12 protein-coding genes and 3 pseudogenes are annotated in these 13930 nt (G+C 58.9%); 12 read left to right on the forward strand and 3 right to left on the reverse strand.

Features of this window, described 5'->3' with window-relative positions; all coding sequences use genetic code 11:
- The first annotated feature begins 117 nt into the window (after nucleotides 1–117).
- The 10 genes and pseudogenes from AWB65_RS32600 to AWB65_RS32640 form a co-directional block, all read left to right on the forward strand.
- Nucleotides 118–798, forward strand: a complete 681-nt coding sequence (locus AWB65_RS32600; protein ID WP_268808275.1) for a 3-oxoacyl-[acyl-carrier-protein] synthase III C-terminal domain-containing protein — start codon at nucleotides 118–120, stop codon at nucleotides 796–798.
- Between the two features lie 52 nt (nucleotides 799–850).
- Entirely contained in the window at nucleotides 851–1573 is a 723-nt protein-coding gene (locus AWB65_RS32605) for a class I SAM-dependent methyltransferase (protein ID WP_235007978.1), read from the forward strand.
- Nucleotides 1573–2850, forward strand: a complete 1278-nt coding sequence (locus AWB65_RS32610; RefSeq protein WP_087670954.1) for an NAD(P)/FAD-dependent oxidoreductase — start codon at nucleotides 1573–1575, stop codon at nucleotides 2848–2850. Before AWB65_RS32605 ends, AWB65_RS32610 begins: the two co-directional genes overlap by 1 nt.
- A gap of 87 nt (nucleotides 2851–2937) precedes the next feature.
- Nucleotides 2938–3222 (forward strand): acyl carrier protein, encoded by a 285-nt coding sequence (locus tag AWB65_RS32615; protein WP_087670955.1) that lies wholly within the window; start codon nucleotides 2938–2940, stop codon nucleotides 3220–3222.
- Complete coding sequence (locus AWB65_RS32620; protein WP_087670956.1) at nucleotides 3219–4454, forward strand: beta-ketoacyl-[acyl-carrier-protein] synthase family protein; 1236 nt, start codon at nucleotides 3219–3221, stop codon at nucleotides 4452–4454. The genes AWB65_RS32615 and AWB65_RS32620 overlap by 4 nt, the downstream gene beginning before the upstream one ends.
- Before the next feature lie 46 nt (nucleotides 4455–4500).
- Entirely contained in the window at nucleotides 4501–4899 is a 399-nt protein-coding gene (locus AWB65_RS36040) for a hypothetical protein (RefSeq protein WP_125474278.1), read from the forward strand.
- Between the two features lie 246 nt (nucleotides 4900–5145).
- Complete coding sequence (locus AWB65_RS32625) at nucleotides 5146–5700, forward strand: transposase (RefSeq protein WP_235007980.1); 555 nt, start codon at nucleotides 5146–5148, stop codon at nucleotides 5698–5700.
- Entirely contained in the window at nucleotides 5697–6623 is a 927-nt protein-coding gene (locus AWB65_RS32630; RefSeq protein WP_087670957.1) for an IS3 family transposase, read from the forward strand. The genes AWB65_RS32625 and AWB65_RS32630 overlap by 4 nt, the downstream gene beginning before the upstream one ends.
- 125 nt (nucleotides 6624–6748) lie before the next feature.
- Nucleotides 6749–8248 carry an IS21 family transposase gene (gene istA, locus AWB65_RS32635; RefSeq protein WP_087670958.1) on the forward strand — a complete coding sequence of 500 codons (1500 nt, stop codon included), beginning with the start codon at nucleotides 6749–6751 and terminating at the stop codon, nucleotides 8246–8248.
- Nucleotides 8245–8592 (forward strand): annotated as a pseudogene (locus AWB65_RS32640) (ATP-binding protein); the annotation flags it as partial. The gene istA and the pseudogene AWB65_RS32640, both read left to right, overlap by 4 nt.
- Before the next feature lie 28 nt (nucleotides 8593–8620).
- Here the strand turns inward: AWB65_RS32640 and AWB65_RS32645 are convergent.
- The 3 genes and pseudogenes from AWB65_RS32645 to AWB65_RS38110 form a co-directional block, all read right to left on the reverse strand.
- Nucleotides 8621–10681 carry a recombinase family protein gene (locus AWB65_RS32645; RefSeq protein WP_087670959.1) on the reverse strand — a complete coding sequence of 687 codons (2061 nt, stop codon included), beginning with the start codon at nucleotides 10679–10681 and terminating at the stop codon, nucleotides 8621–8623.
- The gene (locus tag AWB65_RS36520; RefSeq protein WP_159907925.1) at nucleotides 10662–10829 is read right to left on the reverse strand and encodes a hypothetical protein; all 168 of its coding nucleotides are present in this window, start codon (nucleotides 10827–10829) and stop codon (nucleotides 10662–10664) included. Before AWB65_RS36520 ends, AWB65_RS32645 begins: the two co-directional genes overlap by 20 nt.
- A gap of 61 nt (nucleotides 10830–10890) precedes the next feature.
- A pseudogene (locus tag AWB65_RS38110) lies at nucleotides 10891–11079 on the reverse strand (DUF5372 family protein); the annotation flags it as partial.
- Nucleotides 11080–11132: 53 nt separating this feature from the next.
- Between AWB65_RS38110 and AWB65_RS32655 the strand changes: the two are divergent.
- Nucleotides 11133–11618, forward strand: a pseudogene (locus AWB65_RS32655) (ATP-binding protein); the annotation flags it as partial.
- A 744-nt stretch (nucleotides 11619–12362) separates the two neighbouring features.
- Entirely contained in the window at nucleotides 12363–13589 is a 1227-nt protein-coding gene (locus AWB65_RS32660; RefSeq protein ID WP_235007982.1) for a permease, read from the forward strand.
- Nucleotides 13590–13930 lie beyond the last annotated feature (341 nt).

Below are 13930 nucleotides of genomic sequence, written 5' to 3' on the forward strand. Positions count from 1 at the left end.
CCGACGATACTGCTCGAAGCCGGCGCCTTGATCTGCTGCCATCGCTAGGGTCTTTTGTCTCATTCAATATAAACGGCCTGCCACCCTGATGCGTTGACCTTTTTCAGCATTGCCCTAGTGGGTCAAGGCTGCGCGGCTGCCCTACCGAACATGCAGCTCGGGCACGCATTACTACGATCTTCGTCATCCGTACCGTCGGGTGGCTGCAAGCATGTCCTCTCCATCTGCGTTGAAGTGAGCAGTGCGGCGATGTATCTCGACGACGATCCCGGCGTAATCGTTAGCGCATGTCTGTTCGGCGACGGAGCTGGAGCAGCCGTCTTATCGTGTCAACCGACTTCGACCTCGCGCCAGATCGAATGGATCGATAGCATATCGTTGATCGATCCAAGTAAGCGTAAAGCGCTCATGTTCGAACAGCGCGAAGGCATGTTACGGAACGTTCTAACGCGCGCCGTTCCCTCGCTCGCCGGCCAGTACGCGCGCCAAGTGCTCGATACCTTGCTCGACCGCGGTCGCTTAAGCCCGTCGGACGTTGGTACATGGATTCTGCATGCAGGCGGACGCGACGTGTTGCTCGCTCTTGAGCGCGAATTCGACTTGCAGCCGCGGGACTTACAATACAGTGCGGCAATGCTGCGTGAATACGGCAACATGTCAAGCGCCTTCGTCTATTTTGTGCTGCAAGCAGCATTGGCCGATAAGGCCCCGGGTGGGTGGTGGTGGATGTCGTCATTTGGTGCAGGCTTCAGCTGCCATGGCGCACTGCTGAGAGTTGCGCCCGAGGCCGGCGCATGAGTGACAATGATTTGCGTTTTCCTGACTAACTGCCGTGAAATATCCGCGAACCGTGACCGCCGAAACGCTTGACGTGCTTGATGAGGAGGATCCGCGCGCGAAGCGGTCTCGGCGCGACCTGCAACGAGTACATCGCGTCATGGGCACGCGTTCAATCGTAGGGCGTGCGCTTGAAGCAATGCTGGCGTCCCGGCCAGCACAGGCACCACTTAGAATACTTGAACTCGGCGCCGGCGATGGCACGCTGATGTTAAGAGTCGCGCAAAGGCTGAGCGTTGGTAGCCCTGATGTTGAATTGACCCTGCTCGATCGACAGGACTTGGTCACGCGCGAGACAGTCGAATGCTATGCGAGACTCGGATGGAAGGCGCTGGGCTACAAAAAGGACGTTGTCGACTGGGGCCGAGAAAACTCGTTTGAGCGGCCTGGGTTGGCAAGTGATCGATGGGATCTGATTATCACAACGCTTTTTCTACACCATTTTGAAACTTCGCAACTGGTCTCGCTCTTCGAGGGGATATCGGCGTCGACCGAACGATTTTTCGCATGTGAGCCGCGTCGGGGTTGGCTCGCTCTGCTGGGAAGCCACGTAATCGGTGCGCTCGGGGTCAATGCAGTCACGCGCCACGACGCCGTTCTAAGCGTACATGCGGGCTTTCGCGACCAAGAACTCCGGTCACTCTGGCCGGCCCGCGGCATACAGTGGCAGGTGGGCGAGTTTCAGGCGGGACTTTTCAGCCATTGCTTTCGCGCTCAACGCGTCGGGGGTGAATAATGCGAACCAATTTCGACGCATTGATCGTTGGGGCGGGTCCCGCCGGTTCGACGGCCGCAATTCTGCTGGCGCTCGCCGGATGGTCGGTTGCTCTCGTAGAAAAGCAGAGCTTCCCGCGCCGTAAGGTGTGCGGAGAGTGCATTTCGCCCAGTGCGTTGCCCCTGCTTAGCGCGCTTGGAATTGAACACGAGTTGACACACGCGGCCGGGCCCAACTTGCAACGATTCGCACTGATGCGCGGTCCCGACACGGTCGTGTCCGACTTTCCCCAGGCACCTGACAGTGCATATCGGTGGAGCCGGGCCCTTGGTCGGGAGACACTTGACACGCTCTTGGCGGAGCACGCCCGCGAGCTTGGCGTGCAACTTTTTCAGCCGTGCTCACTGGTCGGCATTGTCGGTGGCCCGGGAGCATGGCGCTGCGACGTTCGCGATCTTAATGTCTTCGCTACGTCGACGTTGCGGGCGCGCGTGGCCATAGCCGCGCACGGTTCTTGGGAGGCGCTCCCATCGGACCCTCCCCGCAGACAACGCCGACCGTCCGATCTGCTCGCCTTCAAAGCCAACTTTACAGGCGCCTCGTTAGAAGAGGGGCTGCTTCCAGTGCTCTCGTTCGACGGCGGTTACGGTGGCATGGTTGTCACAGAAAGAGACGTCACTACCGTCGCCGGGTGCCTTCGGCGTGACAAACTTGACGTATTGCGTCGTGGAAAGCTGGGTGCAAGCGCCGGCGAGTGCTTCGAAGCGATGCTTCGACAACAGTGCGCTGGAGCCGGCGAAGTGCTGGACAAGGCTTCTAGGCAGGGTCCTTGGATCGGAGCGGGGCCGATCTATCCCGGCATTCGCCTCAGCGCCGAAGACGGTTTGTTCCGCATTGGGAATGCTGCGGGCGAAGCCCATCCTATTATCGGCGAAGGCATCAGCATGGCCGTGCAGTCTGCGTGGCTGTTGTGTATGCAATTGCTTGGTGAGGATGCCTCGCCTGATCGTTTATCACGTGGTCGGACTTGGCAGCGCCTTGTGGCCCGGCGCTACGAACGTGAGTGGAGGCGGCAGTTTGTTCCGCGCATCAGACTCGCCTGCGCATTTGCGCATGCCAGCATGCATCCGCGCGGTAGCGCACTTCTGCTCGCGCTGGCGAAGCGTTGGCCGGGCTTTTTGCCTTCGGGCTCGCGATGGGCTGGAAAGATACGCTGCGCCATCCACCCCGCCGATGTCGCCCGACTAGCCCAACATCATTTCGCTCACGTAGCGCTCTGGCCGACCTCCATTCCTTAGGGTGCGAATTCCCAACGCTCTTTTTATTCCGGTTTGAGCTTCGGGTTCACAGCCCGCCTCTATCACTTGCCTGTCCACTGAATCGTTATGAACACAACCTTCGATTGGCTCCGCACTAAGCTGGCACAGGACTATAGCCTCGACACTACGGCATTGGTCCCCGGCGCCGCGCTCGAAGCGCTCGGGCTAGACTCGCTCGCCGTCGCGGAGTTGCTTTTCAATGTGGAAGATAAATTTCACATTAAGATCTCTTCGGAATCCGCTCCTCTAGCGACCCTCGGCGATGTCGCTCGTTTCATCGACGAGCAAATCGCGCGGCAGCACTCCCCTGACGCGACGTCAGGGATCGCGTCGAAACAAGCGTCGCCATGAGACGGGTAGCGGTTACCGGCCTAGGCACGGTTTGTCCCTTGGGAAACAATGCCGAAGAGGCCTACTTGAATGCTTACCGAGGACGCTCAGGCATCCGCCGTCTTGATTCTGTGACGTATCGATCTAGCTCCTCAATCGCGGGAACCGCGCAACTAATAGGCATCGACCATTTCGATCCGGCAAAGTTGCGCATGCTCGACAGGCTGAGCCAATTCGCGCTGGTGGCCACCCGCGAGGCCGTGTCGAGTTCGGGCATTGAGGCAAGCCGGCTAAATCAGGGTCGTACAGGAGTGTTTATTGGCACGGGAATGGGAGGGACCCAAACCCTCGACCAAGGCTATCAAACACTGTATGGCGAACATTCGGATCGGATCAAGCCGTTCACGGTGCTAATGGGCATGTACAACGCGCCGGCGGCGTGGATCAGTATCGAATACGGGTTATGCGGACCTTGTCTGACGTACTCGACGGCTTGTTCATCGTCCACGGTGGCTATCGGCGAAGCGTGGTGGCGCATTATGCATGGCGGGCTTGACATGGCAATCGCCGGCGGTACGGAAGCCCCGCTTTCTTGCGGCTCCTTGAAGGCGTGGGAAGCACTTCACACGCTCGCGACCGTCGACGATGATGACCCTTCAGCCACATGCAAGCCGTTTTCGAAAAATCGAAGTGGCATGGTGCTGGCTGAGGGTGCAGCAATTCTAGTACTGGAGTCCTGGGAGCACGCGGTTGCTCGCGGCGCATCGATTTATGGTGAAGTGCTGGGTTACGGCATTACAACCGACGTGGGTCATATTACCCGCCCGAGTATCGAAGGCCAGGCCTCCGCCATGAAGGCAGCATTCGTCGCAGCGAATGTTCCCCCATCTGAGATCAATGCGATCAACGCTCATGGTACAGGGACGCATGCGAACGACTTAACTGAAACTGCTGCCATCAAGGCGGCATTCGGCGCCCGAGCATACGAAATTCCAATCAGCGCAACGAAGTCTATCCATGGCCATCTATTGGGCGCATCCGGTGCGCTCGAGTGCTTACTTTGCGTCTTGGCGATGAAGAATCATACGCTGCTGCCGACAATGCACCTGGACATCCCCGATCCAGCCTGCGATCTTGATTATGTCGCCAATGTGGCCCGGGACCGGGTGCCAATAATCACAATGTTGTCAAATTCGTTCGCCTTCGGGGGCACCAACGCAGTTCTCGTTCTCCGTGCGGCGACCCGAAGCTGATCGTAAGACAAGCTCGCCCGGGATCGAATGGACCTCGAGCGCGAAGATGAAGAGAATCACTGCCTTTAGACGGTATGCCAACCTACGCGAAGCGTCTGCAATTTTTCTCACTCGGAGTTATTTTCCGTCTCGTTTTGCTCGACAGGAAGCGATGCCTAAGGCGACGAACTGCGCAGTGCCGACGCGAAGATTCTTGATTTTCATCGACGTGTCCGCTTTGTTTCTTCCATCAGTTGATTTAAGGATCGCTATTGCGATTGCATTCTGGCATGAACCGACCCCAGCGCAATCGGAAGGCGGCCAACACATGTCGACGCCTAGTCAGGCACTTGCTACGGCGCCATGGTATTGCGTGAGATGTGCAGCGAAGCTTTCTAAAGGCTTCGCCTTGCACCGGATGACGACCATACCGGCGCGCACTAACGCGACGATCAGCGTCATTTGACCGATCGCCTCAGTGTGAAGCTTCTCCCATGGTGGTTTTCACGCAAATTTGCGTGGGCGGCGTTCGGGAAGGCGTGTCTTCCACGCACCACTCAGGCTTTTTCACGCGCAAGCTATGCGTGGCCACCGACTACGGCGGCGTCTTCGCGGGTGGTTTAGCTCAATCGCGTCCCTCGAACGCCTCCGCGCAGGTCGAATTTAAGCCTGCTGCAGTAAGTGGACGTCGTTCCCCCCGGCGTCACACTAGTTGTCGCCTCTGAATTTTCATCATTTGAAGAGAACTCAGAGGTGCAGGTTCAAGACGATCAAGACGAAACAGACGTATTCTGTAGAATTCAGAGAGCAGGCGCTGGCGAAGGCCCTGCAACGCGGCAACCGCTCCGTCGGAGCGGTTGCCGCGGAACTGAACATGAATGTATTAACCTTGAGGAAGTGGATCCGGGTGTCTAACGCCGCAAGCCGCAATCCGGGCCCGAGCGATGCACGGCGCCCACAAGACTGGTCTCTGGAAGAGCGCCTGCTGGCCTTGCAACAGAGCCATGGACTGGATGAGGAGGCACTGAACGCGTGGTGTCGCGAACGGGGCCTGTTTGTCCATCATCTGGCCCAGTGGCGTGCGCAGTTCTGCTCTGGCGACACCGTGAGCCCACGCGCCAACGCGCCGGAAGTGCGCGATCTCAAACAGGCCAATGCGCAATTGCAGCGCGAACTCAAGCGTAAGGACAAGGCTCTGGCGGAAGCGGCTGCGTTGCTGGTGCTCTCAAAAAAGTATCAGGCGCTGTTCGGGGACGAGGACGAATGACTTCTGCCGAACAGCGCGCGACATTGAAGGCTCTGATCGACGAGGCCATCGCAGCCGGGGCTCGCCAGGCACGTGCGTGCGCCATGCTGGGGCTGAGCGCGCGCACCGTGCAGCGCTGGCAAGGCGCCGGTCCTGAAGCGGTGGACGGGCGCACCTTGCGCCGCCATGAGCCTGCCCACAAGCTGTCGGCCGATGAACGCGCCGAACTGCTGGCGGTGGCTAACTCTGCTGAATTCGCTCATCTGCCACCGAGCCAGATCGTGCCACGACTGGCCGACCAGCAACGCTACATTGCCTCGGAATCGACGTTTTACCGGGTGCTGCGCGAAGCGAACCAGCTCGCCCACCGGCGCAGCGAACGGCCGACCCGCGCACGCAGCAAACCGCGCGCAGTCTGCGCCGACGCGCCGAACCAGCTGTATTCCTGGGACATTACTTACCTGCCGGCGACGATTCGTGGACAGTTTTTTTATCTGTATCTGTTTCTCGATGTCTTCAGCCGAAAGATTGTCGGCTGGCAGGTCTATGCCGAGGAAAGCAGCGCGCTGGCCAGCGAAGTCCTCAGAGACCTTTGCGCACGCGAATCGATACAGCCCGAACAGGTGATCCTGCACTCCGATAACGGCGGCCCGATGAAAGGCGCGACGATGCTCGCAACCCTCCAGGCGCTGGGCGTCATGCCGTCGCTCAGTCGCCCCGGCGTGAGCAACGACAACCCGTATTCCGAGTCGCTGTTCAAGACCCTGAAGTACCGGCCTGCCTATCCTCTCAAGGCGTTCGATACCCTGTTCGCCGCGCGCACCTGGGTGGGCGCGCTGGTGCGCTGGTACAACGAGGAGCATCGTCACAGCGCGATCCGGTTCGTGACGCCGGCGCAGCGTCATGCCAATAGAGAACGACAATTATCTTGGCCGGTCCTTTGACAGTTACCTTGGCCGGTGGTGAGGAGTCAAAGGCGGCGTAGCCGCCGGAGACGACGAACTACCGGCGGCGCCGGAGTAGCGGGGTTTTACGATGGCTGATCGCGTCGAACAAGAAGCGAACAGTCATGCCTGGAACCTACGTAACGGACCAGCAGGTCCGACTCTATATGAGCAAGCGCAAACATCACACTCAGGAAGTCGCCGCGGCAATGGCGGGCATGAGCGTTCGCACGGCCCGGCGCATCGAGCATGACGGCCGGCTGCCGTCGCAGAAGTCATCGCGCGCGTGGCGTACACGTCACGATCCGTTCGCGGAGGTCTGGGAGAGCGAGGTCGTGCCATTGCTGCGCCACGCGCCCCGGCTCAAGGCCATCACGTTGCTGTGCAAGCTGCAGGAGGCGCATCCGGGCCTCTTCCCTGACAGCATGCGGCGTACGCTCGAGCGGCGCGTCAGCCAATGGCGCGCACTCGAGGGCCCTGGCAAGGAGATCTTCTTCCCGCAGCAGCACTTGCCCGGCGTGCAGGGGCTCTCGGACTTTACCGACATGCGGGATTTGCGCGTGACGGTCGCCGGCGCGCCCCTCGATCACCGGCTCTATCACTTCGTGCTCGCGTTCTCGCACTGGGAATACGCCTATGTCGTCGAAGGTGGCGAGAGCTTCGAGGCCCTCTCCACCGGATTACAGAACGCGCTGTGGCAGGCCGGCGGCTGCCCGCATGAGCATCGCACCGACAGCCTATCGGCAGCGTTCAAGAATTTGCAGACTGAAGAGGACTTCACGGCTCGCTATGACGCACTGCTGGTGCATTACGGCATGGCCGGCACGCGCAATAACGTCGGCGTGGCCCATGAGAACGGTAGTGTGGAATCCTCGCACCGCCATCTGAAGGAGGCGATCGACCAGGCGCTGATGCTGCGTGGCCATCGCGACTTCGACGATCGTGCTGCCTATGAGGCGTTTGTTCGCGACGTCGTCATGCGCCGTAACCGTCGTAACGCAGCGGCGTTTAACGCTGAGCGCGAACATTTGCAGGATTTGCCCGCACATCGCACGACCGACTTCATCGAAGAGGAAGCACGCGTGACACGCTGTGGCACCTTCACCGTGCGGGGCATTCTCTACAGCGCGCCGTCGCGCCTGATTGGTCACCGTCTGAAGGTGCGCGTCTATGCCGATCACCTCGACTGCTATCTGTCCGGCGCGCTCGTGCACAGCACAGCACGGGGCTCGCATGCGGCCAATAGCCGCCGTCGCAAGCTCGACTACCGGCACTTCATTGAGGCGCTCAAGCGCAAGCCCCAGGCGTTCAAGGGGCTGGCGTTTCGCGACGACTTGTTTCCGCGCGAGGCGTACCGCCGGACGTGGGAGCGGCTTGAGGCTCGGCTCACGCAGCGCGAAGCCTGCAAGACCATGGTCGGCTTACTGGAACTGGCCGCGAATCACGGAGTCGAGGCCGTTCTTGCTGAGCGGCTCGAGGCGTTGCTCGCCGCGGGCGAGCTGCCCGATCTCGAGCAACTACAGAATGAATTTGCGCCGCGGCAGGCGCAATGCCCAGACGTGGCTGTGGACATGCCGACGGCCGCTCTCTACGACACGCTGCTTGGCAAGGAGGCATCGGTATGAACGCGCCCGCAATTTACGATGCCGCCCGTATGGGGCTGATGCTCACCGAGTTGCGCTTGCCGACGATCGCGCGGTTATGGTCCGAGTTCACACAGCGCTCCGACAAGGAAGGCTGGCCATCGACGCGCCTGCTTGGCGCGCTGCTCGAGCACGAACTGGCCGAGCGCGCGAAACGGCGCATCGAGCGGCATCGCGTCGAATCGCATTTGGACCCAAGCAAGACGCTCGAGGCCTTCGACTTCGGCTTGGTACCAATGGTGTCCAAGGCACATGTAATGGCGCTCGCGAGCGGCGACTCGTGGCTCGAGAAAGGCGCCACGATCCTGCTGTTTGGGCCACCTGGACACGAGACATAATGCTCATCTCCCTATGTCATTGAAGATCAATGGATAGTTGATTCGGATCACCTGATTGCGGCCCCTCGATTGCACCTCTTGCTGTGATCAAGGCTTCGACATCGACGCGCCGCAAAATCCACGGTGCGCCAAGACAGGCCTGCGTGGCAGGCAATCGCTTGATGCGGATCAGCCGAAACACGGTCGGTGCACTGACGCCTAATAGCGCCGCGACTTCCGAAACGTTCAGTTCATCGCGATCTTGCCGCTCTCCTTCGCGATAAGCGGCTATCGCGTGGTCCTTGCGCAAGATACAAATTCGCGCCGCTGTCCATGAAAGCCCTTTCGCCGTGCGTTTTCCTAAACGATTAACGACAGCAGCAATGCCTTGGTCGGCGAGCGTTCTCGCCAAGGCTCGAACGATGTCGATCGTGCCGACGTCAGTGGCCCAGCGATGCTGACCGGCCCGATTCGTTTCGAATTCGAGCTCAGTGTGATCGCCCCCTTGCCAGTGTAGGAGTACCCGGATGGTGTGGTCCTGCTTCACAACGACAATCTCTTTGAGCACGGTGCGCAAGATACGTTTCTTGATTTCGATGGCACTGGCAGGGTGATTCCACAACCTGGGAAGGTCAGTGCCTAATCTCATGAGCTCGTCGCGCGCGGCGGCGCTGAGTGAGTCTGCGGGTTGCTCACGGAGCGAATCTAGTTCGCCCTGCCGCTGCGCTTGCGTTGCCAATGCGTCATTCCACCGACGCTCAAGCTCAGAAGCTACGAGCCGGTTATCGGGATCGATAGCGTCGTACTGCCGACGCGCCCGAGCAGCCTCGTATCGCGCCTGCTCGAGCGCCAGTTCCTTGTGCCGGACTCGCTCATCCTCATTCAGGCGCTTGCGTTCAATTGCGTCCAACGATGCGCGAATTCCCAATGGTTCAAGTCGGTGTAGAACCTCCTCAGCAACGCGCTGGTCTACGCGCAACGCACCGAATGAGATGCAGCGTGGGCCGCCATGATTGATCATGCTGCCCTGACAGCTATAGCGCCCGATGTCGCCCTTGGTGCCTGAATACGCGACGTGCAGCTTGCGACCGCAATGACCGCAACGGATCAGACCGGCCAGCAGCGTACCGCCACGTTTGACCGCACCCCGGACCATGTTGCCCTTCATGTTGGCATTGTCGGTGATCAATTTGCGATTGCTCTCGTACTCGTCCCAGCTAATGTATCCCGCGTGGTGTTCGACGATCAAGACCTGCCATTCTTCGCGATTGACGTGCGTGCCACTGTACAGCCGCTTGCGACCGCTCTCAATGCGCACAATCGTCTTGGTCTTGCCGAACGCGTATGCCCCGCCGTAGGTGGGATTCGTCAGCACATGCCACAGGGTGTTATAGACCGGTAGTTTCCAGACGATATAACGTCCCTCCGGACCATAGCTTGCCGCCGGTAACTCAATGCGCTCCTCTCGAAACCAGATTAACACCTGCCTTACACTACCAAACTCCCGAAACTTCCGAAACACCAGATCGAGCGCTTCACGAATACGTCGATCTGGATCCTTCTCGATGCGGTTGTTCGAAACACGCATATAGCCAATCGGTGCGGTCATGAACAACTCGCCTCGCTTGGCCTTCTGATCCAATGCGGCTTGGGAGCGCTGGCGAAACGTCGAGAGTTCCATCTCGGATAACGTGCCCTTCATGCCGAGCAGCAGGCGGTCGTTAGGCTCGCGCGGATCATATACTCCATCTTCATCCACCAGGATCGTTCCGACGAGCCGACAGAATTCGAGCAAGGTGTGCCAGTCACGCCCGTTGCGCGCGAGCCGGGACGCTTCGATGCAGAATACCGCGCCCACCGCGCCGCTACAAAGGGCGGCCAGCAGGCGTTCGAAGCCGGGGCGATGGATACCCGAGCCCGAGCGGCCCAGGTCGTCATCGATGACCGTAACCTCAGGCCAGCCGAGCCCACGGGCGCGATCGGCGAGTCCATACTGCCGTATCTGGCTCTCGTGATTGTGCTGCACCTGGTCCAGCGTCGACTGACGAACGTAGACATAGGCGAGGCGCGAGAGATGCTCAGAGCGGATCTTGTTCATCGCGCACCTCCATCTCGATTGCATTGATCACCGAATGCATCAACAGTGTCAGCTGCTCTACTACTTCCGCTAACACCTCCGCCGGCAGAGGTCCTTCCTCGCTGCTCCCCTCGAACAGATCGTGCTGCTTCATCACCTGTTTGCGCATCACCGTATCCCCTGTGCGTTAGCAACACAGAACAAGATAAAGCGGCGCTGACCAGGCGTTGAAGTTCGATTAACGCCCCGTGCGGTAATTCCGGCTGCACAACGATAGACATACGAGCTGCTGCGTCGCCCGTCATCCACGGCGGAAGATGAGCGCGAGTGCCATCGGCTTGCATGATGATCAGATACGACTCGCCTCGATAGCGATTCATTCCAATGACATTAACGCGCTCGCCGCAGCGGGGGTGAAACGGATAGCGGACAACGACATCGTCGCAATGATGATGATGGGCAGTGTGTTGCGGGTTCGCCGGGTGCCGGGAAGAGCCATTTAGGCTCCGGCATTGGTCATGCGCTGATCGACGCCGGGTACCGGGTGCTGTTCACACGCACCGGCGAAATCGTGCAGAAGCTGCAGGCGGCACGCCAAAGCCTGCAGTTGCCATCGATGCTCGCCAAGCTCGATCACTTCGATCTGATCATCCTGGATGACCTGTCGTACGTCAGAAAGGACCAGGCCGAAACGAGCGTGCTGTTCGAATTGATTGCGGAAAGATACGAGCGTCGAAGCCTTCTCATCACGGCCAACGCCGCGTTCTCCGGCTGGAATGATGTCTTCCCCGATCCCTCAATGACGGTCGCCGCCATCGACCGACTGGTCCATCACTCGACGATCTTCGAGCTGAACGTGGAAAGCTACCGGCGTCGCAGCGCCGACGACAACAAGCGCGCGCGGCGGCGTCAATTACCCCACCCCGAATCGGAAGGAGCGACAACTATGCCGAGTTGAGCAGCGACAACTAACCCCGTCGACCGGCCAAGATAGTTGTCGCCCGGGCGGCCATCGTAATTGACAATCTACATGCCAACCTCGATCAGGACATTTTGCTTCGACGCGCTGCGCTTTACCAGGCGGCAAGGCAGCGCAATCCGCTCCGATGGAAAGGCCCCACCCGCAACTGGCAGCGCGTTGACACCGTGCATCTGAATCCCGATCGCATCCATAACCCGGGCGTCACCCTACAACCTCGCAACCAGGAGAGAAAAGCCGCCTGATATTTATTCGTTGAGGCGACAACTAGCTTGAAAATTTCCGGTTCCTAGCACGAGCTCAACGCCGGCCCCCAATTGTCCTTCGCCGGTTTCCATCAGGGGCCATTGCTGCGCTGCGATAGTGCCGGTTCGGCTAAGCGAGTTGTCCTCTCTTGACCTTACCATAATGGCAATGTTCATAGTTGGGCTTCTGACTTGCTACTAGAGCTAAAAATGGAACTTAGAGTCACGGACACATCATGTGGCGGGTGTGAGATCTCGATTACCATGGCTGTTCACCGGTTCGACCCTGACGTAAGAATCGACATCAACACCGCGAGCAGAGTTGTAAAAATCGAATCGTGTGTCCGTTAGATCATCTGGCCGCTGGCATCGAGCAAGCGGGGTTTCATTCAACGGTCCCACGCGTGATCACAACGGCAGCAGAAATCACTGATATGCGACTTTCTATCTGATTGCTACCGCACGTACAGGATTGTTCATGCTGGAGATTGCGATGCAGATTGTCACTGCGCTCGGTCATGCATTGTGGATGTCTTTCACCATGTTGTGGCAGATGTTCTGGGGATTAAGTCTGGGCTTCCTATTTTCTGCCGTGATTGAAGTCGCGGTCTCGAAGTCCGAGATGTCGAAGCTTCTGCCCGACGCATCGCCTCGCTCGCTAACGGTCGCCGTCTTGCTGGGTGCGGCGTCGTCCTCTTGCTCTTACGCCGCCGTTGCCATGGCACGCTCAATTGTGCGTAAGGGCAGCGACTTTACCTCCGCAATGGCGTTTCAGTTCGCCGCGACGAATCTAGTGCTTGAGCTGGGGGTCCTGATGTGGGTACTGATTTCCTGGCAGTTTGCTGCCGCCGAATTTATCGGTGGCCCAGTCATGATTGTCATCCTGGTGCTGCTTTTCCGATTCTTTCTCAAGGACTCGCTGAAATCCGAAGCTATTGAACAGGCGGACAAAGGTCTCGCTGGCGACATGGAAGGTCATGCGGCCATGTCGATGGGAGCACAGCACGGCACCTGGAAGGAACGCCTATCATCCAAAGACGGTTGGATTGCTATCAGCCATAGCTACGTGATGAACTGGTCAATGCTGTGGCGTGACATCGGTATTGGATTGCTAATTGCGGGCGCGCTCGGCGCCTGGGTTCCGGACAGCTTCTGGCAAAAATTCTTCCTTGTCGGTCACCCCACGACCGCGATGATATGGGGTGCACTCGTCGGCCCGTTGATTGCCGTTGCGTCGTTCACCTGTTCGGTCGGAAACGTGCCACTCGCTGCAGTGCTGTGGAACGGGGGTATCAGTTTCGGCGGTGTCGCCTCTTTTATCTTCGGCGACTTGATTATCATTCCGATTCTCCACATCTTCCGCAAGTACTACGGCGGCAGAATGACCTTCTTCCTCGCGGTGACCTTCTATCTCGCGATGGTCTCAGCAGCACTGGCGGTCGAAGTCCTGTTCCAGACGCTCGGATGGACTCCGACGGAACGCCATACGGCAGTCGTGGATGCTGCAATTAGTTTCAATTACACGACAGTGCTCGACATCATCTTTGGTGCGGTCTTCATTACGCTGACGCTCGCATTCTTCCGGACCGGCGGACTCCAGATGATGCGGATGATGGAAAGCGGTCACCATAACCAGGGCGGACATAAACGTTCTGTTGCCGGCCAAGAGCAAGCCCCCAATCGACATCAAGATCATACAGAGTGAGCTGCAAAAGGCGGTTGAGAACGAACTTAGCCCTTTTTTCCCGCACCGCTTCTGTCCGTCCGTTTTTGACAATGGCAGCGGAGCGTGCGACCTCCTTGTAGCATGCCCTAGCATTGTAGAATTGCGCTAATCCTATTTCTTTTTAACTACCCGTTGCCAGCACATATCTTTAGTGCCCGTGGCCACGTGCATCGAGGATTCGACTATGGCACGGCATAGGCTATACGGGCAGGCGGGCTGGGATTCGGGTCGGTCCCGATGAAAGTAAGCGCTAAATAGAACACACCTATCATCGTCGGTGTTTAAGGGCGACGATTGCGTCCGCAACCTACATTGCGGAC

Source organism: Caballeronia humi, from assembly GCF_001544475.1.
Lineage (GTDB): Bacteria > Pseudomonadota > Gammaproteobacteria > Burkholderiales > Burkholderiaceae > Caballeronia > Caballeronia humi.

Coding starts and splice junctions, on each gene's coding strand:
- AWB65_RS32610 (WP_087670954.1), top strand. CDS start 1,573: ATGCGAACCAATTTCGACGCATTGATCGTTGGGGCGGGTCCCGCCGGT.
- AWB65_RS32615 (WP_087670955.1), top strand. CDS start 2,938: ATGAACACAACCTTCGATTGGCTCCGCACTAAGCTGGCACAGGACTAT.
- AWB65_RS32620 (WP_087670956.1), top strand. CDS start 3,219: ATGAGACGGGTAGCGGTTACCGGCCTAGGCACGGTTTGTCCCTTGGGA.
- AWB65_RS36040 (WP_125474278.1), top strand. CDS start 4,501: ATGAAGAGAATCACTGCCTTTAGACGGTATGCCAACCTACGCGAAGCG.
- AWB65_RS32630 (WP_087670957.1), top strand. CDS start 5,697: ATGACTTCTGCCGAACAGCGCGCGACATTGAAGGCTCTGATCGACGAG.
- istA (WP_087670958.1), top strand. CDS start 6,749: ATGCCTGGAACCTACGTAACGGACCAGCAGGTCCGACTCTATATGAGC.
- AWB65_RS32645 (WP_087670959.1), bottom strand. CDS start 10,681: ATGAACAAGATCCGCTCTGAGCATCTCTCGCGCCTCGCCTATGTCTAC.
- AWB65_RS36520 (WP_159907925.1), bottom strand. CDS start 10,829: ATGCGCAAACAGGTGATGAAGCAGCACGATCTGTTCGAGGGGAGCAGC.
- AWB65_RS32660 (WP_235007982.1), top strand. CDS start 12,363: ATGCTGGAGATTGCGATGCAGATTGTCACTGCGCTCGGTCATGCATTG.